Raw genomic sequence first — 22,981 nt, forward strand, 5'->3', positions numbered from 1 at the left:
ATATCAGGTATTTATTTTTAACTTTTTTTGTCTCACATCATTTACAAATGTACAAATAAAAATATTAGAACTGTTGTCTAGAAATTGTTCCAGACACATATACATTTAATTATAAGTATTATAGATATTATTATTCACTGAATTCCTTTATTAGTTCTCATTGAATCTTTCATCCCTATAGCACTCCACAAACCTACAATTATTCCAAATGCTTTAAATAAGAAATACACGAATCTATTCCCTTTACACAAAGTTCTATTTATTTTCTTTTTACTCCCACTTTACGTTTTCTCTATAGAAATTAATCGTCTCATACAAATATCTACCAAATACTATTTATCTTATATTTATTATAAAATTTCAATTTAAACATTGTTTATGACTGTTTATAATTGACAAAAAACGCTATTCAACTTATCATATTTAATAAGAGATATATTTAAATTAGTATTTATATTTTTTTGCATTAATATTATGAATTAAATGCATTTATTATACTTAAAGAAAGGGTTATTTTTTTATGAAAAAATATATTATTACTATCGTTACAGTTACTTTAGTAGTTTTAATTGTCGCTTTAGGTGGTTTTTATTATTTAACTAAAGATGATAAAGCAACAACTCCTAATTCTTCTAATCAAAAACAGGATTCTAAAACTTCTACTAATAAAGAAAACGATAAAAATAAAAACGGTGAAAATGAATCATCAACTATGGGTAAAACTCCAGAAACTGTTACTAAACCTACAGTTATCAACGGTATTATTTTAGCTAACAAAAAACATCCACTACCTGCTAACTATAATCCAGGAGAAGATCCTACAGCTCGACAAAAAGTCAATAAACTTATTGCTGATGCTCAAGCATTAGGACTTAACGTTTCTAACCAAGTATCAGGTTTCAGAGCTTACGATACTCAAGCTGGGCTTTACAATAATTATGTAGCTGCTCATGGAAAACAAGAAGCAGATAGATTCTCTGCTCGTCCTGGATACAGCGAACACCAGACTGGTTTAGTATTCGACCTTATCGACAATCAAGGTCAACTACTAGGATCAGACGGAACTAACGAAGCGAGTAAAAAGGCTGCTGAATGGTTAGCAAATAACGCACATAAATATGGATATATCGTTAGATACAAACCAGAATTCGTAGATAAAACTGGTTATATGGAAGAAAGTTGGCATATCCGTTACGTCGGAGAAGACATCGCTAAAACAATCCACGAAAAAAATATTTCACTTGAAGAGTATCTAAACGCTCCTGGTGGAGATTACGCTAACTAAAATATTATTAAAAAAGGAGAATTAAATGAATAGAAATAGTCAAGGTCCAAACAACCAAAACTTCAATAATCAAAATTTTGATCCTAACTACAATTACGATCCAAATATGGATAACACTCAATACAATAATCAAGGTTATGATCAGCAATATCAAAACACTCAATACCAAAACACACAGTATCAACAACCTCAAGATTATAATAACCAACAACAAAATTACAACGTTCCTCCTATGTATATGGAAGAACCTAAAGAGAAAAAGAAAAGTATTATTCCAGTTGTATTAACAGCTATCATCACTTTTGTAGTACTAGTTGTAGGATTATACTTCGGTTATAATAAATTCTTGAAAAAAGAAAATGTTGTCGACTTAGCTACATATGAAGTAAACTTTGTAACATACGGTGCTGAAGGTGAAGGAAAACCTGAAGTTGATATCAAAAAAGTTCCTGAAGTTGCTAACTCAAATGCGGAAATCTCAAACTTATTATCAAACCCAGATATTTCATTTGATAAACAAAGTAATTTAAAAAACGGTGACAAAGTAGAAGTAACTATTTCATTAAATAAAAATACAGTAAACAAATTAAAACTTAAAACAACAGGAGAATTTAAACGTACATTCACTGTTAATGGTTTAAACGAAAAAGCTAAAGAAAAAGAAACTATTATCGTTAAAGAAAGTTCTTCTAAACCTTCAGCTTCTAGCTCTTCAAGTTCTGGAAGTCGTCGTAGTGATGAACGTACAGTTTATGTTAGACCATCAGCTGGGGTTAACTTAAGAAGCTCTTCTAACGACTCAAGTAGTATCATTACTGCTATTCCAGTAGGACGTTCTGTTTACCAACACTATATCGAAGTAAACTCAGAAGGTGAAGCATGGGCTTATGTTTCATACGGAGGAAGTAATGGTTGGATAAGAGCCGACCTAATCGGATAATAAATTCAAAACAAAAAAGTTGATTCACAAAATCGTGAATCAACTTTTTTAATTATCTCTAACTTTGATCTTAACCATAAGCATACTTACTAGAGTTATTCCTATTACTATCAAGAATATTGCTTTACTTTGCGTGAAACCAAATAAACCATTTTTAACATGTTTAGCAATCCATACATAAACATAATCTCCATAATAAATTCCTAATGCGAAGAATGCTTGATATATCCCCATACTTACATTACGGTATTCTCTATCAAAATATTGCATAGCAAGTGAAATCAGTGCGTTATATGCACCTCCATACCCTAATCCGTTAAGGATGTAACTGAAATAAATAACATACGGATTATTTACATACAGTGCAATTACATAGAATGTTAATGAACAACCTAATAAGAATAATAAGGTTTTTTGAATACCCCATTTTCTAGTGAAATACACTCCCACAAGAACCCCTGCAATAAGCTGAGGGACAGCAAAGACTGCATCCATATACGCAAGCATAAGTGGCGTCATGTTTAGCTCTGTTTTACCATAAGCTATCATATTAGCACCACTTGTTGAGAATTTAATAAATGAAAGTAACAATGCTAATAAACAAATATAAATAAAACTCTTATGCTTAATTACTACTTTTACTTTATCAAATGAGAAATCACTATCGATTGGGCGATAATCTTTCATCATAAATGATAATATGAACGTTACTACCGCTATAACCCCTGCTACTATCCACATATAATCAAAGTGTTTATATGTATTCATAGTGAAAACGTATTGTATCGGTGCAGCGATAAATTCGGCTAATAACGGTGCTACAGATAATATCGAAACTGATACCGCAGCCTTATCTCTCGAGAATGTTTCTGAGAAAATAACATTAAATAAGGCAAGCATTGTTGCACTTATACCTAAAGATAATGAAGATAGGTATAGCGTCACATAACTTCCGTTAAATGCAACTAAAAATGATGTTACAATTAGTAAAAATAACGAGATCTGTACGAATATTTTTCTTCTCTTAAAAATATCACTCGCTAAAAACATCGGCAACCTTACAATTAAACTCATAAGTCCATAACCTGCAGCAATCTGTGCAGCAAGTACCGGAGTTAACGAAAGTCCACCTTGTTCAACCGACGTTATAGCATATAATTTTCTATACGCTCTAATAATACTTATTGCCGACCAAAATAAAACTAATATCCAAAATATAATAATTTGATCTCTATTTAATTCAAATTTCTTTGATAAGAAAACTACTAAAATTAAAATTAATGCGATCATTATAAATGAAAATAAAATTTTTGTTTTAACCATCTCCTAACTGTATAATTTAAATAATAATTTAATAAAATATTGAACTTAACCTTTCTAAGACAACATTTAAAATCAACTTTAACATTATACCACAAATATCTAAGTTGTTAAGAAAAAAATACTCAGATTACTATTATATTACTTTCGATAATGTCAGAAAACTTATATTTATCTTTGGATAAAATTCTCTTATAGTTTTAGCACAACCTAGTAAGGTATTACCACTTGTAAATATATCATCTATAATCAACATACTTCTAATATTTTCCATGTTAGGAACAGTGGATAGAATATAGTATTTATTCTCCCTTCTCTCTTTATGAAGTTTCGCCTGTTTTTCTCTATATTCACAGCCTAGTATCTTCTCAAAATTAATGTCGCACACTTTGCATAGCTGTTCGATATGATCAAATCCACGTATAATTTCCCGAATCTCATTAGCAGGCACAATCGTTATCAAATCAAACTTATTTAAAGATAGAAATTGTTTAAACAAATTTTTAAACTTCAGCGCACACGCTACATCTCCAAAATATTTTATCGAATAAATATCATCTTTGACAAACTCATAATCGGAGAAATAATAAAGAGTGTATTCTCCTACTTCCAAAACATTAATATCAAGATGTCCCTTACATTCAGCACACAGTTGAAATTTTTCTCTTGTTTTGAAAATTGTATCGAAACCTAACTTACTCCTAATTTCTGATCCACAAAAACTACAATTCATAATCTACCTCCTATTTAATTTCCTATATTTAGCCAGGTTATTCATGTATTCTATTTCCTTAATCGCCGATTTCATCTCCCAGCTAATTTTATCCGATAAAAATACTACATCCCCACTATTATCATAATCCTTTCTTCCTACTCTTCCCGAAATTTGAATTAATGCCGATTTTGTAAAATTTATGTGTTTTGCATCAAAAACTATCACATCTAGATAATCAAAAGTGACACCACGTTCTAATATAGTAGTAGTTACAAGAATATCTATTTTCCTATCATAAAACTTCCTAATCTTCTCGCTTCTATTTTCATCTTCACTATACACAAAATCTATAATAATATCGTCTGAAAAAATATTTTTAAGATAAAGTACTGCCGTCTCACACATTCCTATTTCAGGGACAAATATCAAAATTCGTCTATTTTTAGATAACCTATCTTTTATAAATTTTTCTATAAATTTGGATTTCTTCGTGAAATCAAACACCTCTGTCTTTTCAATTTTAATTTTCGGAACAGGCAACAAATATCTATGATATCTTATAGGTATTTTAATAATTTCATCGACACTAGCCTTAATTTTATTTGATGGTGTAGCTGATAAAAACACAAATACCCCTTTATTTTTCAAACTTGTTTTTACGCCATTTTCTAAGCATTCATCTCCTGAATACGGGAAAGCATCCACCTCATCAATTATCACTATATCAAAATAATTGTAGTATTTCACAAGTTGGTGAGTAGTCATTATATAAAAATTTGATTCTTCTAGTACCTTCTCTTCTCCGTGTAAGACGTTTATAGGATAACCACTAAAATCACAAGAAAATCTTTCAAATAATTCTTTAACTACATCTCTCCTTGGAATAGCTAAGCAAATAGTTTTATTTTCCAGGATCGCTTGATAAATTACCTCGTAAACTATTTCTGTCTTTCCCGCTCCACAAACAGCCCAAACTAGTGTACTTAAGCCTTTTCTAGTATTCTCTACCAATCTTATACTCGCTAATTCCTGAATATCACTCAATTTTACACTTGGTCGCTTAGGTGCCTCAATTTTCGATACTGGAATATTAACATGAAATTTTATAAAATTATCATCACTTCTTCCAAATTCAATACATCTCTTACAATACGTAGTCTTCAGATTATTATTTTCAAAACTAAAAAATAAATTTTGATCTCTATTATCACATTGTAAACAATGATACTTATCCCCTACCAACTCAACTGAATACAACTTTTGGATATACGGACAATTATCTAAACAGTGTAATTTAATTTTTAAATTGAGTAATCTAGAAATAGACAAAAACAGCCCATTGTACTTCTTCAAAAAAGTTAAATCACTTTCTTTCAAAGTATAGACTGCTCCTGTAGTTATCTCATCATAAATTTCTTCAAAATCATCGTTTCTTTTCTCAAAACTATCATAACTCTCTTTGATTCTTCTATAATAAATTTTTTTCTCATAATCATCCATTTTTGAATAGTAAATTACATAAAGTGCTTCTATAAATTCACAGTACTCCCTAAAAAACATTTTTTTCCCCTCCTTATCTGTAAATATTTATTAAATTTTCAGATTATTTTTACTCATTTAGTTAACATTTTAAGCTTCTACAATTCTTTCTAACTTCTATGTTTGCTATATTTAATTTTATTTTAACAAAAATATATTTATAAAGCAAAATAAATATCCATTTTATAAAAGTGACATTTTTATGCAAACTATATTGCTAACGTTATCAAAAAGTGGTATAATAAAACTATAAAAAGAGGGGGAACCCCCTATAAAGTAGTTAGGCTACTTTATGAAAGGAGTGCTTTAAAATGTTAAGATATCAAGTACGAGGAGAAAATTTAGAGATTACTCAAGCAATTAGAGAGTATGTTGAAAACAAAGTTTCTAAATTAGAAAAATACTTTGCTGACAGTTTAGAAGCAAACGTTTATGCTAATGCTAAAGTATACAAAAATAATAAGAAAAAAATTGAAATCACTGTGCCACTTAAAGGTGTAACACTTCGTGCAGAAGAAACTAACGAAGACTTATACGCAGCTGTTGATTTAGTTGTAGATAAACTTGAACGTCAAATGAGAAAACAGAAAACTAAAATCAATAGAAAAGGACGTGAAAAAGGATTTGTTGAAGAAAATCTTCTTACTAACGAGTTAGAAGAAGCTGAGGAAACTGCATTAGATTTCGGTAAAGTTAAACAACTTAAAGTAGAACCAATGACAAGAGAAGAAGCTGTATTCCAAATGGAACTTCTAGGACACGATTTCTTCGCATTCTTAGACAGCAATACAAACGAAATTTCAGTAGTATACAAACGCCGTGACACTGGATACGGAGTTCTAGAAATTTCTAAATAATTAACAATGAGTTTAAACTTAATCAACCATCTTCCGTAGGTGGTTGATTTTTCTTTATAAATACAATAAAATAAAACTAATAAGAAATGATAAGTAAATAAAATGATTTTTTCATTTAAACTTTTCTCTATTTTCTATTTTTGTGTAACTTGCGACACCTACATATCTTTTGCTTTGCAAAAGGATATGTAGGAAGCGTCCTTCACCACAATAAGAGAACATAGAATTATAATATTTTATATACAATACCCATTAGGAGGATTTTTTATGACTAAAAAAGTTGCTTTATTCGTTGAAAATGGAAGTGAGGAATTAGAATTTATCGCACCTCTAGATATATTACGCCGTGCTAATATTCATGTTGATCTAATTTCTGCCAACAACGAAGATCACATAACAAGCTCACACGATGTGAAAATAATAGTAGATAAAAAAATTAACGATATCGACAACATCCTTGACTACGACGCTATAGTAATCCCTGGTGGAATGCCTGGAAGCGCACTACTTCGCGACAACGATAAAATAATTAAATTTTATCAAGAAATGTATAATAACAGAAAACTTGTTGCAGCTATCTGTGCCGCACCTATCGTTTTAAGCAAAGCGGGTATACTAGAAGATAAAGAAGTAACTTCTTATCCAGGATTCGATAAAGAAATTAACTGTAAAACATACAATAACGAAAAAGCGGTAATCGTTGATAAAAATGTAATTACTGCCCAAGGACCAGCTGTCGCAATTCTATTCGGTTATGAAATCGTTAATTATCTACTTCAAGACGATACTGCACAAAACATTAGCAACGCTATGCTAGTGCCAGTATTAAAAAACAACTTATAAAACACAAAAATTAAGACCTCAGATTAACTTATCCGAGGTCTTTTATCATTTTATTATTTTGTTAATTCTTCTAATTCTTTCATCGCATTAAATACAACTTCTGGTGTACAAACATCAACTGCAAGTTTGAATGTTTCTTTTTCACTAGCTGCAAATTCTGCAATTTTCTTCATTTTTTCTTCTACATCTTCAGTTACATTAACACAAGCTAAGTTATAAGCTAAGTTATTGTCTTTATAGAATGGAACAAGTTTCTCAACTTCTTCTCTCTTACCTTCAGCAAGTAATTGAACTAAGATACCATAAGATACTTTTGTACCGTGTAACACAGAGTGTGTTTCTTTAACTAAACTCATACCATTATGTACTGCGTGAGCTCCTGCCATACGTCCATAGTGAACACCGAAGCATCCAACACAACCTGAGATAGCGAATACTGTGTCTACAGCATTTTTGAAACTTTCTGTTACTTCACCTTTTTCCATTGCTTCTAATGCACCATTAGCATCACGTAAAAGTACATCACGAGTGATTTTAGCTGCTTCTAATCCCATTCTTACAAACGGATCGTTAAATTTATTATTTCTTTCTACTAAAACTACTGCTTCATACCATTTAGCTAAAGTATCACCGATACCTGCTACGAAGTATTCTTTTGGTGATTCTAATAATAAATCTAAGTCTGCCACACAAGCATATGCAGTACGTTTAAAGTATGCAACCTCTCTAAATGTGTGGTCTGGGTGATAAACCGCAGCTACAGGCGCATAAGGTGCACAAGTTGCGATTACTGTCGGTACTGTCATGTACTCAACGTTTAAGTTTTGCGCTACACCTTTGGCAGTGTCGATAACACGACCTCCACCTACTCCAAGAACTACGTCAACACCTTCACCAAATTCATCTGCAATACGTTGCATATCTTCAAAAGATGCCGATCCATCATATTTTGCTACTCTAAATTCTCTATTTCCTTTATAAAACTTTGTAAACGCCGCGTAAGATTTTTCTCCAGTAACAATCAAAGGAGTTTTAAACCCTTCTAATCTATTATCAAGTGCAGACAATGCCCCACTTCCTGAAATATATTCACTTACCCCTGGTCTCGCTACATTTGCTAATTCAAACATTTTACATCTCTCCTTTGTTGTTAATTTATTTTTGTTTTTTATAATGTAATTATGATTATAACATTTCCGAAAACTAAAATCAATAGTAAGTTAAAAATATTTCATTTTCTGACAATTATTATAAAAATTTAAAATTATACTCTTTAAACCCAATAATAAAACAAGGTAACATAGAAGTATTTCTTATCAAAAGAGCACATTTCTCTTTCCAAACACTTCCATATTACCTTAAAAATTTTATTTTATCTTGGGAAAAATATAGTTCCCTCTTTTTTAGTCTGACCTTTTGTTATAGATTCAACGATAGTACTCGCTTTTTCAAGAGCAACTATTTGTCCATCTAATTTCTCAATTAAAATTTTTCTACCTTTATACGGGCTATAGACACTCGCTTCCACATTCTCTATCCTTAAATAATATTGTTCATTATAACCATTCTCACGTAGCATATTTTGAATTTGAGCTAAATTCTCTTCATTATAATCTACATACTCGAAAAGTTTTCTATTTTGCAATCTTTTCGCTAAGTCTGCAGCTATCGCATCAGCTTTATCTTGAATAAGAGCACAACAGTATAATAACGAATTCTCATCTAATCTGAAATACTCTTCTTCACTAACCTCAGATTTCTCTAAAAATGGAACTAACACTTTCATATCTCCAAAATAATCTTTATTATCTTTAAAGATGTCTTTTAATCTATTGAACAGCTGAATGAAAACTGCTTCATAACTTCTAGCTACAGGATGATAATAAACTTGCCAATACATTTGGTATCTCGCCATAATATAATCCTCAACACTATGGATACCAGTATGTTTTACTACAATTACCTTCCTACCTTCACTCGTTTTTCTAACACGCATCGTACGCAATATTCTTTCTAAATCGAACTGCCCATAACTAGTAGCTGTGAAGTAAGAATCACGTAGTAGATAATCCATCCTATCAGCATCGAGTTGTCCAGAAACTATCTGATTCAATATATCATTTTCATGAGTATGTTGAATAATAGAAACTATATCTTCAGGCAATTTTTTAGATACTGCTCGTAAAATAGAATTAAGTTCAGTATTCCCCAATATAATTTTCGCTGTATATTCCTCATGACTATGATTAGTTACATGTTCAAATGCATGGGAAAACGGACCATGTCCAACATCATGTAACAACCCTGCAAGCATCACGCATACTTTTTCATATTCAGTTAACTCAACACATAAAGACTTTATCTCAGTTACCATCCTTCTAACAATCTCATATACCCCTAACGAGTGAGAAAATCTTGAATGTTCCGCTGTTGGATAAACTTGAAAATCTCCTCCTAATTGTCTAATACGACGTAATCTTTGAAACTCCTTACTATCAAGACAATTCCAAATCACTTCATAATGAATATGAATATAACTATGCACTGGATCTTTTAATACCTTAGTTTCATCTAACCTTTTTAATTCCATCCCTTTTCCCCCTATCATAACCTATAATTTTTACTACATTTCTCTCTTATTATATCAAAGCACAAAAAAAAGACAAGCCTAAGCTCATCTTTTTCACTTTTATTCTTATTTTTCGTCTACTACGTATGGTAAAAGTGCCATGTGTCTAGCTCTTTTAATTGCTGTAGTTAACATTCTTTGGTACTTAGCTGAAGTACCTGTTACACGACGTGGTAAGATTTTTCCACGTTCAGAGATGAATTTTTTAAGTAATTCTACATCTTTGTAGTCGATAAATTCTACGTTATTTTTAGTGAAATAACATACTTTTTTACGACGACGCATGTTGTTACGACGATTGTTATTTACTGCCATTGTGCATGTCCTCCTATGTAATTTTAGTCTTCTTTAAACGGATTTACTACATCCTGCATGAAGTCATCATCTAAATTGCTTGGGAAGTTTTCCCCAAAGTCAGAAAATGATGAACTATCATTAATAAAATCTTGCATAGCTGAATTAGCTTGTCCGAAGTTTTGATTAGTATTGTTATAATAATTTTGATTGTTATTATTATACGCTGGTTGTGATTGAGGTTGATTAAAACTCATTGAGTCAAAACCATTGTTTTGTCTACTATGTGAGCTGTTTTTAGATTCAAGGAATTGAACACTTTCTGCTACTACTTCAGTAACATAAACTGTATTTCCATCTTTACCTTGATAATTTCTAGTCTGTATTCTACCTTCAACAGAAACCAGACTTCCACGTCCTAAGAAACGTGCCATATTTTCTGCTTGCTTTCTAAAAGCTACACAGTTAATAAAGTCTGCTTGTCTTTGACCATTTTGGTCAGTGAATGTTCTGTTTACAGCTACTGAGAAGTAAAGCATTGGAAGATTCGAACTAGAATACCTTAATTCTGGATCTTTAGTTAATCTACCTACTAATACTACACGATTTACCATAGTATTTCACCCCTTATTTTTCTAATCTTACTACCATGTGACGGATGATGTCATCGCTAATTTTTGCTAAACGATCGAATTCTTTTGTAGACGCATCTGTTTCTGAAGTTAATTCTACTACATAGTAGTAAGCATCACTGAAGTCTTCGATTTCATAAGCTAGGCGTTTTTTACCTAAATCTTTAACTTCTACTGCTTCTGCACCTTCTGAAAGAATATTTACGAATCTATCAACCACAGCTTTTTTAGCTTCTTCATCGATACGTGGTTGAACAGCAAACATTACTTCATATTTTCTCATGTGTGTGTTACCTCCTTTTGGTCTTTGCGACTCTCTAGTTTACTAGAGAGTAAGGAGTAATAAAATTACTCTAGCGATTATTATATCAATTCTAAAAATAAAAATCAACTAATAACTATGTATTTTTTAAATATTTTTTAATTTAATCGTCGTTAGTAAATATAAGTAAATCATAAATATAATTCATGTTAAATATTTACTGAAAAAATTACATTCTAGCTCCCTCACCAATTTAATTACTTCTTAAGTTAGACTACGATAAATATACTTGTTATTCTTTTTCTTCTATTATAATACAGAATACCTTTTAATATTAATTGATAAACGTTATCAATATATGAAACTTTATTTTTAATATTATATTTAACTATCCAAAACAAAAATACCCTCCACAATCTGTTATATAATAATTATTTTGCATAATGTAAAATAACATTGAAAACAATTATTATCAAAGTAATTTATTTATATAACAGAAATATAATATTAAATTCAAAAATACCTACACCATTAATTTGTACATTCAAATTTTATATGAAAATATATATTTTATCTAGATTTTTAGTTATATAACAAGTATTTACATCGGTTAATTATAGGTGTAAAATATAAATGTAAACAAATAAGAGGTGTTTATAACAAAAATAAAATGATAATTATCCACTATTATACTTTACAGATATTCTCATTATTTCTGTTATAAATTCCTGAATTAAAAGGAGTAAAATATCATGTCTAAAGAAAAATTACAAACTGTAGATCCAGTTGAAGAAGTAAATACGTTAGTATCAAAAGCATTAGTTGCTTTAGATGAATTCAAAAAGATTGAAGATCAAGAGAAAATTGATGCAATAGTTCAAGCAGCAGCCGTTGCAGCTCTTGAAGCACACGGACCGTTAGCAGTTGCAGCTGTTGAAGAAACTGGCCGTGGTGTTGTTGAAGACAAAGCGATTAAAAATCTTTATGCATGTGAATACATTGTAAACTACATGCGCGATCTTAAAACTGTTGGAGTAATCGATAAAGATGACGTTGATGGACTTACAGCAATAGCTGAACCAGTTGGTGTTGTTTGCGGTGTTGTACCAACAACTAACCCAACATCAACAACAGTATTCAAATCTCTAATCTGTTTAAAAACTCGTAATCCAATCGTTTTCAGTTTCCACCCATCTGCAAATGAATGTTCTAAACAAGCAGCTCGTATCGTTCGTGATGCAGCAGTTAAAGCAGGGGCTCCTGAAAACTGTATCCAATTTATTGAAAAACCATCTATGGAAGGAACACACGCTTTAATGAACCACGATGGTGTAGCTACAATCCTTGCTACTGGTGGTAACGCAATGGTTCGTGCAGCTTACTCTTGCGGAAAACCTGCTCTAGGTGTTGGTGCTGGTAACGTACCTGCTTATGTACACAAAGAAGCTAAACTTAAACAAGCTGTTAACGACATCGTATTAAGTAAAGCATTCGACAATGGTATGATTTGCGCCAGTGAACAAGCTGCAATCGTTGATAAAGAATTATACGATGAATTCGTTAAACTTATGAAATCTCACAGAGTTCACTTCGTAACTAAAGAAGAAAAAGCTAAATTAGAAAACTTATTATTCGGTGTTGAAGCAAACTCTGAAAACTGTGCCGGAGCTAAATTAAACTCTGTAATCGTTGGTAAACCAGCTACAGAAATCGCTAAATTAGCTGGATTCGAAGTACCAAAAGGAACAATAATCTTAGCTGCTGAATGTAGCGAAGTTGGAGTTAAAGAACCACTTACTCGTGAAAAATTATCTCCAGTATTAGCTGTATTAAAATCTAGCAGCACAAAAGACGGTATTGAAAAAGCTAGACAAATGGTTGAGTTCAATGGTCTAGGACACACTGCAGCAATCCACACTCAAAACGAAGAAGTTGCTGAAGAATTTGGTAAAGTAGTTCGTGCTTGTCGTGTAGTTTGGAATTCACCTTCTACATTCGGAGGAATCGGAGATGTTTACAATGCATTCATCCCATCACTAACTCTTGGATGTGGTAGCTATGGACGCAACTCAGTATCTGGTAACGTAAATGCAGTTAACTTACTAAACATCAAATTAATCGGTCGTAGAAACAACAATATGCAATGGTTCAAATTACCTCCAAAAGTTTACTTCGAACCAAACGCAATCAAATATTTAAGTGAAATGGAGGGTTTAGAAAGAGTAATGATCGTAACTGACGAATCAATGGTTAAACTTGGTTTTGCAGGACGCATCATCGATCAATTAAACCGTCGTAAAAATAAAGTTCAATACGAAGTATTCGCTGGAGTAGAACCTAACCCTGATATCACAACTGTAAGACGTGGATTAGAAATCATGAATACATTCAAACCTAACGCTATCGTAGCACTAGGTGGTGGTTCTCCAATGGACGCAGCTAAAATCATGTGGTTATTCTATGAAAGACCAGACGCTGACTTCAAAGAATTAGTTCAAAAATTCGCAGATATCAGAAAACGTACTGTAAAATTCCCTCACTTAGGACAAAAAGCTAAATTCATCGCTGTTCCAACAACTTCTGGTACAGGTAGTGAAGTTACACCATTCGCAGTAATCTCTGATAAAGAAAATGATAAAAAATATCCATTAGCTGACTATGCTATCACTCCACACGTAGCAATCGTTGACCCAGTACTAGTTCAAACAGTACCAGCTAGACCAACAGCTTCAACAGGTATGGACGTATTAACTCACGCAACTGAAGCTTATACTTCTATCCTTGCTAACGATTATACTGATGGATTAGCACTTCGTGCAATCAAACTTGTATTCGAAAACTTAGAAAAATCTGTTAAAGAATTTGACAAAGATGCTAGAGAAAAAATGCACAATGCTTCTTGTTTAGCAGGTATGGCTTTCGCTAACGCATTCTTAGGAATTTCTCACTCAATGGCTCATAAAATCGGAGGTAAATTCCACACTATCCACGGTGAAACAAACGCAACATTATTACCATACGTAATCAAATACAACGGTACTCGTCCAGGTAAAGTATCTCTATGGCCTAAATACGAACACTATCAAGCTGATGAAAGATTCCAAGACATCGCTCGTATGTTAGGACTAAAAGCTGATACTCCAGAACAAGCAGTTGATTCTTATGCTCAAGCAGTATTCGAACTTGGTAAACGTGTAGGAACTCCAATGTGCTTCAGAGATCATGGTGTTGACTACGAAGCATTCAAAGCAGCTCTACCTACTTTAGCAATGGATGCTTACGAAGACCAATGTACTCCAGCCAACCCAAGATTAGCTCTAATCAAAGATATGGAAGGTATCATGGAAGCAGCTTGGTTCGGATTTGATGAGAAAAAATTCGTAGAAAATCAATAAGCTATTCATTCATAATCTCAGAACATTAAACTCATACTTCTTTTCATCCATGAAGTAATGAATAGAAGCATCCCCTTAGACAAAATCTAAGGGGATTGTTTTTTATTGTTTAACTTTAAATGAATACATCAAAATTATAATTAATAATAGTAATAAACTATATAATGCAAATGATGCACTAATAAAATTCGCGAAAAATAGTATTACTGTTGTTCCTATTGGTACTGAAATAGTAATAATAGTACTAAAGATACTATATATTGACGTTTGTTTTTCCTCAGGCACTGATTGCAAAATCAATGCATCTAGTTTTGGATTTGATATTCCTGCAAAATAACCTATTATTACAGTCAAAATAACAAGTATAAATTTATTCTGTAATAATAATAAATTACCTACATACATAATGAATAAGATTATTTCTAATATAGCATTATTTCTCAAACTCATATTTTTATAAAAACTAATTTGGTATATTCCTCCGGCAATTGTACTAAGTACTTCCACAATTTCTAATAGAGTAATAGTATAAGCAACATTACCAAATAATAAGCTATCATTTTTTACTAAAATCACTAGAAGCAAGGCGAACATCGCCGATGAATAAAAGTTCATCCCTAGGAATAGTAAAACAAAATTATATATCTTTTTTATTTCACGAAGTATTTTAAAATTCTCAATTGTGTCCTTTAAAAATCTTTTAGTACTTACCTTCTCTTTATTCCCAACTTTAAAACTACCAATCTCCTCTTTCATCACACTTTTATACTTTGTCAGTATTAAAAATGCTATCAAGAATAGTGCTGCATTCAACATACCGAAATATGAATAGTTATAACTTAAGAGTCCTAGAATAAATACTCCTACAGCCTTCCCACCAAGCGAGATTGTATTGTTTATAGAACTGATAAACGCCAATGCTTCACTCAGTTGTTCTTTACGTACCAATCTAGTGTTTATCGACATTGATAAATAGCCATTATAACCTCCTAGAATATCTGCAACTACATTTACAAATACTAATACTATAAAGATCCACCATTGGACTCCATAAATGCATACCAAAGCGAATAACGAAAATAATAAAAACTGATAAAATCTTGTCGATAATATTCTATCATACTTATCTTTTGTCTGATCTGCAAAATACCCTAAAATGAATGAAATAATATAAGGTAATGTTGTAGCTATCGAAACTATACTCACGGCTAATTCTGGATTCGGTAAACTAGTTGCATAAATAATAAACGCAATATCAAATAGCGTTCTACCAGCATTACCAAATGCCGATGAAATAGTGAATAACCTATAGAGTTTATTTTTCAAGAAAATATTCATCGAATACCACCTCCTATATTAGCTCTATTTTACATTACCAGCTTCTAATTTTCAATATATTGTATTATTTTTTTTGAAAATTTAAAATATTTGTCGTGCACCTTAAAAATTCTTACGATTAATAAAAAAGAGCAACTAAATGAAATCTTTATTCTCATGAACTCAAATTCATCTTAGTTACTCTGTATTTATATATTTTTCTTATATCCTATCCCTTGTGAAATATTCATACATATCTTCACGGATTGGAGTTTGTATTTTATAGAAAAATTGGATTACTGTATCTCCGCTTCTTTCTCTAGCTACTAACTTAGGTTCTCCTGTCGTCTTCATCTCACCTAGAAAATAAAATATTCGAGCACCATCTTTATCATCTTTATTTTTTCTCATAAATAGATAGATTTTCGTTTCATTATTATAGAAATAGTCGCACTCTTTTGATTCTAAATTCCTTCTAGGTTTTGACATCGAAGTGAATCCATTATCCGGTAAAAATCCATGTGTATAATCACGATTAAATGAATTTTCATCAATATCGTAGTTAATAAATACCGGCAAAGTCTTCGTTCTTTCATCGTACTTATAACCACCTATAGCTAGTGGCACATAGTTTATTCCCCATGAGAATAATTTACAAATATCCTCAAAACTATATTTCTCATACAATACAAAATTAGTATCTTTGTATAAATTATCTTTGTAGTATCTATTATATCTGTAAATTCCATAGTCAACTAGATCTAGTAATAATTCTCTAAAAATCTCAGACTGCAGTTGTTCTTCAAACTCCTTAGATATTTTTATCTCCGTTGTATTCTCATCTAAAAATATACAGTCATGGAATTTCTTCTTAGTAACACTGCTGGTTACAAAATTATTAGTAAGAATCTTTCTACTAACATCCAGTTCATAGTCGGCGATAAACTTATTATAGTCTTTCAACATTATTTCTTCAAAAGCTGCAAGAATGTTACGCTTCTCATCTAGCAACAAACGTAGAATTATAAGTTCTTCTATTTTTTTACTCAAGATTAAATTAGTAGAAACAAAGTTCAACATATTCTCTGCTGTTTTCGTCAGTTTCCCACTATATTTAAACTGTTTTTCCTTCTTAGTTAAAAATGAATAATAACTTCCAGCTACTTCGAAAATCTTTCTAATATCTATAGCGTCATAGTCCTCAAAGTCAAAATACGTAGGTATTCTTCCTAGTTTATTTTTAAGCTTATTATACTCATCAGTAACGAATAACCACGTGTTTAACTTAACATTATCTATCGCACTGTAAATTCTCTGTTTAGAGATTTCATCGAAATGAATAGTCGACGTCCCAGGAATATACCTAGTCCCTTGAGATAAAAACTTCCTTACGGTATCTTTATCATAACTATTATCTCCAGATAAAGCCACAGGGATTAAAAAGTTATTCTTATAATTCGCAATAAAATCTATTATTACGACGAAGTCCTTATCTACAGATTTTCTTAGACCACGACCTAACTGTTGAATAAATATAATAGAACTTTGAGTTGGTCTTAACATAATAACCTGATTAACCTCAGGTATATCTACACCTTCATTAAAAATATCTACAGTAAATATATAATCTAGTTGTTTTCCAGAATTCGCAACTAACTTAGCAATCTCTTGTTCACGTCGTTCCTGACTATCTTCACCTGTTAAGCTTGTAGTATTATAACCACGCGCATTAAACTCTTCACTAAGTACCTTAGCTTCTTGTTTTGATGAACAGAAAACTAGACCTTTTACTCTATCCCCTGAATAACCATAATAATTGATCTTACTTATAATATGTTCAACACGTTCACTAGACACTAGATTTGAAAAATCACTCAGCTCATCTATAACCTTACCATCAACTTCTAAATCACTAATACCGAAATAATGAAACGGACATAATAATGAATTTTCCATAGCTTCTTTAAGACGAACTTCATAAACTATATTATTGTTAAATAATTCATAAATATTAAAACTATCCGTTCTATCAGGGCTCGCCGTCATTCCTAGATAAAATACGGGTTTAAAATAATCCATCAATCTAAGATAACTTTCGGCTCCTACCCTATGCACCTCATCTATTATAATTTCATCAAAATGAGTATCATTAAAACTCTTAAAAATATCTTCTTTAGACATAGTTTGAACTGTAGAAAAAATAAAATCCGCTTCTATATTTTTCTCCTTACCTGTAAGAAGACCATAACTACGACTAGTTCCAAAAATAGTCTTAAACGTCTCCAGCGCCTGACGAGCAATCTGTTCCCTATGAACGATAAACAACAATCTCTTAGCACCTATACTCTTCATCGCAAAAGCAGCCGCAAATGTCTTACCAGTTCCTGTCGCAGAAATTAGAAGCCCCTTATTATCTTGATTACGAAGTTTTTCGAAATTTTCTATAAAACTTCTCTGCATCTTATTCGGTTTAATTTCCTCGGAAATAGTTTTCTTAGTAACAGTCTCAACCTTATTGCTAGCGAATTCTTCGACATACTTATCTTTTATTTCAGAGTAAGACTTAGATTTCATCCATAAACTATTAAACTCATCTAAGATATTTTCCGTTAAAACCCTATCCCCTTCAACAAAAGTATTCCATTCTTTATTTATCGTAAGTGCAGCGCTCGTTAAGTTCGAACTTCCCATCAGCACTTTCCATGAGTCACCTTGTCTAAATAAATAACCTTTTGTATGGAAACCGTGCTTATTTTCTACACAATCGTAAATTTTTAAAGATATATTTTTAAAATTAGACAATTTCTCTAACACTTTAGGAGTATTAAAATATAAATAATTCGTCGTTAAAATTTTCCCATGGATATTCTTTTCTTCTAAATTCTTCAAAGTTTGAAGTAAACTAGTTAAACCACTCTCAGAGATAAACGCCACGCTAAAAATAAATTCATCGCACATTTCTAATTCACTCTCAAGCGTACTAAGAACTTTCTTCGCTTCTAAATGATTATTATAAACAAATGTATTCTTCATTTTAACCTCCTTCTGTTATATTAGCCATTAATTATTTTATATGTAATTAAGGCTTCTTTCATAACTTTTACATTATGAACACGTACCATTCTAGCTCCTCGTTTCACCGCTTCTAATGATAAAGTAGCACTTACTATATCTCTATCTTTCGGATTACTATTACCACCTAGCACATAATCTGTAGTTCTCTTTCTACTTACCGCATATAGGATTTCACAGCCTAGTGAATTAAGTAATTCTAGCTTACGTGTAATTTCTAAATTAGCTTCAGCAGTTTTACCGAACCCCATTCCAGGATCAACGATAATATTTTCTTTCTTTACACCTGCATTTAAACAAATATCAACACTCTCACCAAGTTCTCGTACTACTTGTTCAATCTCACGCCCTTCTTCAACACCACCATTGTGCATAATGAAGATAGGCACGTCATATTTAGCAGCAACATCTGCCATAGTACTTCCTTTAGCTCCATTTACATCATTTAGTACATCTACTCCTGCTTGAATCATGTATTCAGCAACATTAGGCTTATATGTATCAACACTAAAACACACATCAGGGAATGTTTTTCTTAAAGTTGGAAATACACTTTGTAGTCTAGCAAGTTCGTCTTCTTCACTAACTACAGTCGAACCTGGACGAGTCGATTCAGCACCAATATCAATAATATCCGCACCTTCAGCTACCATCTTACGAACACCTTCTATCGCTGCTTCCACATCGTAAAAATCTCCCCCATCCGAAAAAGAATCCGGAGTAAAGTTCAATATCCCCATAATTAAATATTTTTTTTCATTTAATAATTGTTTTAATTTATTCATTCTGTCACCTTATCATTAATTTTTAAATACCTTACTATTATATCACGTGACTGTTGTGTTTGCAGTAAAAAAGGGAGTGACTCAAAAATCTTGATTTCTTATGAAATAAGATTTTATAGAGTCACCCCCGCACAGGTTATTAGATATCTAAAAAGCTTTTACAAAGCGAATTTAGATATCAATAAACCACTGCGTCTATGAGTTCTCATATGAACTTTGTTAAATTTTTAGGAATTTTGATTAGTCCCTATCTTCTACTCACTCTTTTTCTTCAATGAACGAATAACGGGTTCTTTTCTAAATGCATAATACAGCTGAGCAGCCATTACAACCCATAGAATAGGTTCTACAAATATTACTCCTAAATATCCTGCACTTGGGATAATAAATATTACAAATAATATTTTCCCCAGCATTTCTATAATACTTGAAACTAGTGGCATCATCTTTTGCCCTAATCCTTGTAGTGCATTTCTCAATACTAAAAGTATCGCTAAAAATGGATAGAATGCAGAACTAATCTTAAGATATAACGAAGCTTGATAAATTAATTCTTCATCATTACTTCCCGTGATAAGTTCATTTAAATATGGACTCGCGAAAAATAGCATGATACAGATGAAGACTGACCAAATTATCGTAACAAGCGCACCCTTACGTAATCCTTCAACTATTCGACTATATTGTCTTGCTCCGAAGTTTTGCGATGTAAAAGTCGTTATGGTCGCACTCATAGATCCTACTGGAAGTAGTGAGAACATCATTATTCTTCTAGCACTCGTCTGAGCACTGATAATTACTGGACCTAAGGCATTAATCGATGTTTGTAAGATTACTGTACCAATTGAAACAACAGAAAACATAAGTCCCATTGCCAAACCTTGGCTAAATAAATCAGAATAAAGTTTTTTATTCCATGTAAAATGTTTTTTTGTTGGAATTAGAAATGGTGTTTTTCTGCGAATATAGTTAAAACATAATACTGCAGAAATACCCTGTGAGATAATTGTTGCAACTCCTGCAGAGCGTACACCCATGTGTAAATATGCAATAAAATATATATCTAATACAGTGTTAATAATAGCAGAAAAAATTAAGAAATATAATGCAGCCTTACTATCTCCAACCGCTCGAAGTAGTCCCGCACACAAATTGTACGCAAGAGTAACACCTACAAATACTACTATAAGATGACAATACTCGTAAGATTGATTAATAATATTACTTGGTGTCCCTAATAATTTCAGCAATGGATATAAAGTAAAATTACCTAATACGGCAATCACAATACTCAAAACTCCACCTATAACAAACGTGGCAGCTACAGCACTCTTTAACTTCTCATAGTTTCCAGCACCATAATAACGAGCAATAACTATACCCATACCATTTCCTATACCTAATGCAAAACCAACTACAAGCTCAAATATCGCAGCAGTAGCTCCAACAGCAGCAAGAGATTCTTCTCCAAGGAATCTACCAACAATCATAATATCTACCGTATTATAGAGTTGCTGAAAAATATTTGCTATCATAATTGGTATCGCAAAAGCAATCATCGCCCTTAATATCGGACCTTCTAATAAATTAACTGATGTTTTTTTCATAAATAATATTATAGCACTTTGAATTAAAGTTTCAAGAAATAACCTGAAAACTATTCTGAAAATGGAGAAAGGCCCATCTTTCGATGAGCCATTTATATTATGAAAAAAAATATTATTAAGTTTTGTTATATTTATATTATATCCCACTTACCTTATATGAACCTTAGACTATAATTAAAATGAAACTAAAGTTGAAAATATTTGAAAATTATTCCTAGAAATGGAGAAAGGCCCATCTTTCGATAAGCCATTTATATTATGAAAAAAAATATTATTAAGTTTTGTTATGTTTATATTATATCCTGCTTACCTTACATGAACTTTAGACTATAATTAAAATGAAATTAAAGTTGAAAAAAATTGAAAATAATAACTATCTAGTTCTTTTCATGATATACTTCAAACTTGGAAATTCAATCTCTTTATCAATTTTAAAACCTAATTTCTCGTATAGCTTTTTAGCAGTTATATTAGAATCAAATACTGTTAGAGTTATACTATTAATATTTTCATCTTCGAAAATACGATGAACAAACAACTCTAATGCATTTTTTCCAAATCCTTGTCCTACTTTTAGAGGATTTAACATAACTCTCCCTAAATGTGCATTATTTTCCTCAATTTTTATAATTTGTATTACGCCTATAAATTCTTCTTCATGAAAAATAGAAAATATATTCTCTAATTTTCTTATTTTTTCTAAATCTAAAGGATAAGAAATTTTTGATCCCATCCATTGCTTTTGAAATTCTTCACCTTTCTCATTCGACCATTCGCAGATTAATAGAGAATTTCTTTCATTTATGCCTTTTTCAAAACTAATATTCATATCTACACCTTCGAAAATATTATCTATACTAAATACTTTAATTTGCTAACCTCTTAATAGCATGAGTATTCACAAAATTTTTAAAATAGTAATTCTAATTCATTCTATCTAAATAAATTAGACATATCAAATATATATGCCTTTTATTTAACCTTAACTAATAAGGCTTACTCTTCTTCAAGTATCTCTCCTTAATCAATAAGGCTCTTGATACACCCTAATAATATTATAAAAATTATTACTTGTCAAATTCCCATAAAAATGGAGAAAGGCCCATCTTTCGATGAGCCATATATTATGAAAAAAATATTATTAAGTTTTGTTATATTTATATTATATAATCCGAACCTTATATCAACTTTAGACTATAATTAAAATGAAATTAAAGTTGAAAATTCTTGAAAATAATCCCCAAAAATGGAGAAAGGCTCATCTTTCGATGAGCCGTATATTATGAAAAAAAATATTATTAAGTTTTGTTATATTTATATTATATCCCACTCACCTTACATGAACTTTAGAATGAAATTAAAATGTAATTAGAATTTTTATTTTCATTATTATTTAAACTCGATTATATAATAGATATATTCCCTTTTATATTTTCGTTGTTTGTGTTGACAATAAACGAAGAAATGATATAATCAAATAAAGAGGTGA

The 22,981-nt window shown here is 31.3% G+C and carries 18 protein-coding genes; 5 read left to right on the forward strand and 13 right to left on the reverse strand.

Annotated elements, in window-relative coordinates:
- The first annotated feature begins 520 nt into the window (after positions 1-520).
- Positions 521-1,285, forward strand: coding sequence for a M15 family metallopeptidase (locus RYK99_RS05980; protein ID WP_314990984.1), 765 nt, complete (start codon positions 521-523; stop codon positions 1,283-1,285).
- Positions 1,286-1,310: 25 nt separating this feature from the next.
- Complete coding sequence (locus tag RYK99_RS05985) at positions 1,311-2,225, forward strand: hypothetical protein (RefSeq protein ID WP_314990986.1); 915 nt, start codon at positions 1,311-1,313, stop codon at positions 2,223-2,225.
- Positions 2,226-2,273: 48 nt separating this feature from the next.
- On the opposite strand, the gene RYK99_RS05990 is transcribed toward RYK99_RS05985, so the two are convergent.
- From RYK99_RS05990 to RYK99_RS06000, 3 genes are all read right to left on the reverse strand, one after another.
- Positions 2,274-3,515, reverse strand: a complete 1,242-nt coding sequence (locus tag RYK99_RS05990; RefSeq protein WP_314990988.1) for an MFS transporter — start codon at positions 3,513-3,515, stop codon at positions 2,274-2,276.
- A gap of 166 nt (positions 3,516-3,681) precedes the next feature.
- Positions 3,682-4,278, reverse strand: a complete 597-nt coding sequence (locus RYK99_RS05995) for a ComF family protein (RefSeq protein WP_314990989.1) — start codon at positions 4,276-4,278, stop codon at positions 3,682-3,684.
- A 3-nt stretch (positions 4,279-4,281) separates the two neighbouring features.
- Entirely contained in the window at positions 4,282-5,820 is a 1,539-nt protein-coding gene (locus RYK99_RS06000) for a DEAD/DEAH box helicase (protein ID WP_314990991.1), read from the reverse strand.
- 290 nt (positions 5,821-6,110) lie between these two features.
- Between RYK99_RS06000 and hpf the strand changes: the two genes are divergently transcribed.
- The gene (gene hpf, locus RYK99_RS06005) at positions 6,111-6,656 is read left to right on the forward strand and encodes a ribosome hibernation-promoting factor, HPF/YfiA family (RefSeq protein WP_314990993.1); all 546 of its coding nucleotides are present in this window, start codon (positions 6,111-6,113) and stop codon (positions 6,654-6,656) included.
- A gap of 267 nt (positions 6,657-6,923) precedes the next feature.
- Positions 6,924-7,499 (forward strand): DJ-1 family glyoxalase III, encoded by a 576-nt coding sequence (locus RYK99_RS06010; RefSeq protein WP_314990995.1) that lies wholly within the window; start codon positions 6,924-6,926, stop codon positions 7,497-7,499.
- A 53-nt stretch (positions 7,500-7,552) separates the two neighbouring features.
- On the opposite strand, the gene RYK99_RS06015 is transcribed toward RYK99_RS06010, so the two are convergent.
- The 5 genes from RYK99_RS06015 to rpsF form a co-directional block, all read right to left on the reverse strand.
- The gene (locus RYK99_RS06015; protein WP_003147975.1) at positions 7,553-8,629 is read right to left on the reverse strand and encodes an iron-containing alcohol dehydrogenase family protein; all 1,077 of its coding nucleotides are present in this window, start codon (positions 8,627-8,629) and stop codon (positions 7,553-7,555) included.
- A 242-nt stretch (positions 8,630-8,871) separates the two neighbouring features.
- Positions 8,872-10,089: an HD domain-containing protein gene (locus RYK99_RS06020; RefSeq protein WP_314990997.1), complete on the reverse strand. Its 1,218-nt coding sequence runs from the start codon at positions 10,087-10,089 to the stop codon at positions 8,872-8,874.
- Positions 10,090-10,194: 105 nt separating this feature from the next.
- Positions 10,195-10,443, reverse strand: coding sequence for a 30S ribosomal protein S18 (gene rpsR, locus RYK99_RS06025; protein ID WP_003148047.1), 249 nt, complete (start codon positions 10,441-10,443; stop codon positions 10,195-10,197).
- A gap of 23 nt (positions 10,444-10,466) precedes the next feature.
- Positions 10,467-11,036, reverse strand: a complete 570-nt coding sequence (locus RYK99_RS06030) for a single-stranded DNA-binding protein (RefSeq protein WP_314990999.1) — start codon at positions 11,034-11,036, stop codon at positions 10,467-10,469.
- Positions 11,037-11,049: 13 nt separating this feature from the next.
- On the reverse strand, positions 11,050-11,337 hold the full coding sequence (gene rpsF, locus RYK99_RS06035) for a 30S ribosomal protein S6 (protein ID WP_027129919.1): 288 nt from the start codon (positions 11,335-11,337) through the stop codon (positions 11,050-11,052).
- Between the two features lie 731 nt (positions 11,338-12,068).
- Between rpsF and adhE the strand changes: the two genes are divergently transcribed.
- Positions 12,069-14,711 (forward strand): bifunctional acetaldehyde-CoA/alcohol dehydrogenase, encoded by a 2,643-nt coding sequence (gene adhE, locus RYK99_RS06040; protein WP_314991001.1) that lies wholly within the window; start codon positions 12,069-12,071, stop codon positions 14,709-14,711.
- A gap of 102 nt (positions 14,712-14,813) precedes the next feature.
- Here the strand turns inward: adhE and RYK99_RS06045 are convergent, their stop codons facing one another.
- From RYK99_RS06045 to RYK99_RS06065, 5 genes are all read right to left on the reverse strand, one after another.
- On the reverse strand, positions 14,814-16,049 hold the full coding sequence (locus tag RYK99_RS06045; RefSeq protein ID WP_314991003.1) for an MFS transporter: 1,236 nt from the start codon (positions 16,047-16,049) through the stop codon (positions 14,814-14,816).
- Positions 16,050-16,250: 201 nt separating this feature from the next.
- Positions 16,251-19,061: a DEAD/DEAH box helicase gene (locus RYK99_RS06050; RefSeq protein ID WP_314991005.1), complete on the reverse strand. Its 2,811-nt coding sequence runs from the start codon at positions 19,059-19,061 to the stop codon at positions 16,251-16,253.
- Positions 19,062-19,081: 20 nt separating this feature from the next.
- Complete coding sequence (gene folP / locus RYK99_RS06055) at positions 19,082-19,885, reverse strand: dihydropteroate synthase (RefSeq protein WP_314991007.1); 804 nt, start codon at positions 19,883-19,885, stop codon at positions 19,082-19,084.
- A gap of 254 nt (positions 19,886-20,139) precedes the next feature.
- Entirely contained in the window at positions 20,140-21,639 is a 1,500-nt protein-coding gene (locus RYK99_RS06060; RefSeq protein WP_314991009.1) for an MATE family efflux transporter, read from the reverse strand.
- A gap of 226 nt (positions 21,640-21,865) precedes the next feature.
- Complete coding sequence (locus RYK99_RS06065) at positions 21,866-22,321, reverse strand: GNAT family protein (protein ID WP_314991010.1); 456 nt, start codon at positions 22,319-22,321, stop codon at positions 21,866-21,868.
- Between the last annotated feature and the right edge of the window lie 660 nt (positions 22,322-22,981).

The sequence above is a fragment of the uncultured Gemella sp. genome, from assembly GCF_963537375.1.
GTDB lineage: Bacteria > Bacillota > Bacilli > Staphylococcales > Gemellaceae > Gemella.

Excerpts from the sequence above, each read along its gene's own strand:
- RYK99_RS05980 (WP_314990984.1), top strand. The coding sequence starts at position 521 with ATGAAAAAATATATTATTACTATCGTTACAGTTACTTTAGTAGTTTTA.
- RYK99_RS05985 (WP_314990986.1), top strand. The coding sequence starts at position 1,311 with ATGAATAGAAATAGTCAAGGTCCAAACAACCAAAACTTCAATAATCAA.
- RYK99_RS05990 (WP_314990988.1), bottom strand. The coding sequence starts at position 3,515 with ATGATCGCATTAATTTTAATTTTAGTAGTTTTCTTATCAAAGAAATTT.
- RYK99_RS05995 (WP_314990989.1), bottom strand. The coding sequence starts at position 4,278 with ATGAATTGTAGTTTTTGTGGATCAGAAATTAGGAGTAAGTTAGGTTTC.
- RYK99_RS06000 (WP_314990991.1), bottom strand. The coding sequence starts at position 5,820 with ATGTTTTTTAGGGAGTACTGTGAATTTATAGAAGCACTTTATGTAATT.
- hpf (WP_314990993.1), top strand. The coding sequence starts at position 6,111 with ATGTTAAGATATCAAGTACGAGGAGAAAATTTAGAGATTACTCAAGCA.
- RYK99_RS06010 (WP_314990995.1), top strand. The coding sequence starts at position 6,924 with ATGACTAAAAAAGTTGCTTTATTCGTTGAAAATGGAAGTGAGGAATTA.
- RYK99_RS06015 (WP_003147975.1), bottom strand. The coding sequence starts at position 8,629 with ATGTTTGAATTAGCAAATGTAGCGAGACCAGGGGTAAGTGAATATATT.
- RYK99_RS06020 (WP_314990997.1), bottom strand. The coding sequence starts at position 10,089 with ATGGAATTAAAAAGGTTAGATGAAACTAAGGTATTAAAAGATCCAGTG.
- rpsR (WP_003148047.1), bottom strand. The coding sequence starts at position 10,443 with ATGGCAGTAAATAACAATCGTCGTAACAACATGCGTCGTCGTAAAAAA.
- RYK99_RS06030 (WP_314990999.1), bottom strand. The coding sequence starts at position 11,036 with ATGGTAAATCGTGTAGTATTAGTAGGTAGATTAACTAAAGATCCAGAA.
- rpsF (WP_027129919.1), bottom strand. The coding sequence starts at position 11,337 with ATGAGAAAATATGAAGTAATGTTTGCTGTTCAACCACGTATCGATGAA.
- adhE (WP_314991001.1), top strand. The coding sequence starts at position 12,069 with ATGTCTAAAGAAAAATTACAAACTGTAGATCCAGTTGAAGAAGTAAAT.
- RYK99_RS06045 (WP_314991003.1), bottom strand. The coding sequence starts at position 16,049 with ATGAATATTTTCTTGAAAAATAAACTCTATAGGTTATTCACTATTTCA.
- RYK99_RS06050 (WP_314991005.1), bottom strand. The coding sequence starts at position 19,061 with ATGAAGAATACATTTGTTTATAATAATCATTTAGAAGCGAAGAAAGTT.
- folP (WP_314991007.1), bottom strand. The coding sequence starts at position 19,885 with ATGAATAAATTAAAACAATTATTAAATGAAAAAAAATATTTAATTATG.
- RYK99_RS06065 (WP_314991010.1), bottom strand. The coding sequence starts at position 22,321 with ATGAATATTAGTTTTGAAAAAGGCATAAATGAAAGAAATTCTCTATTA.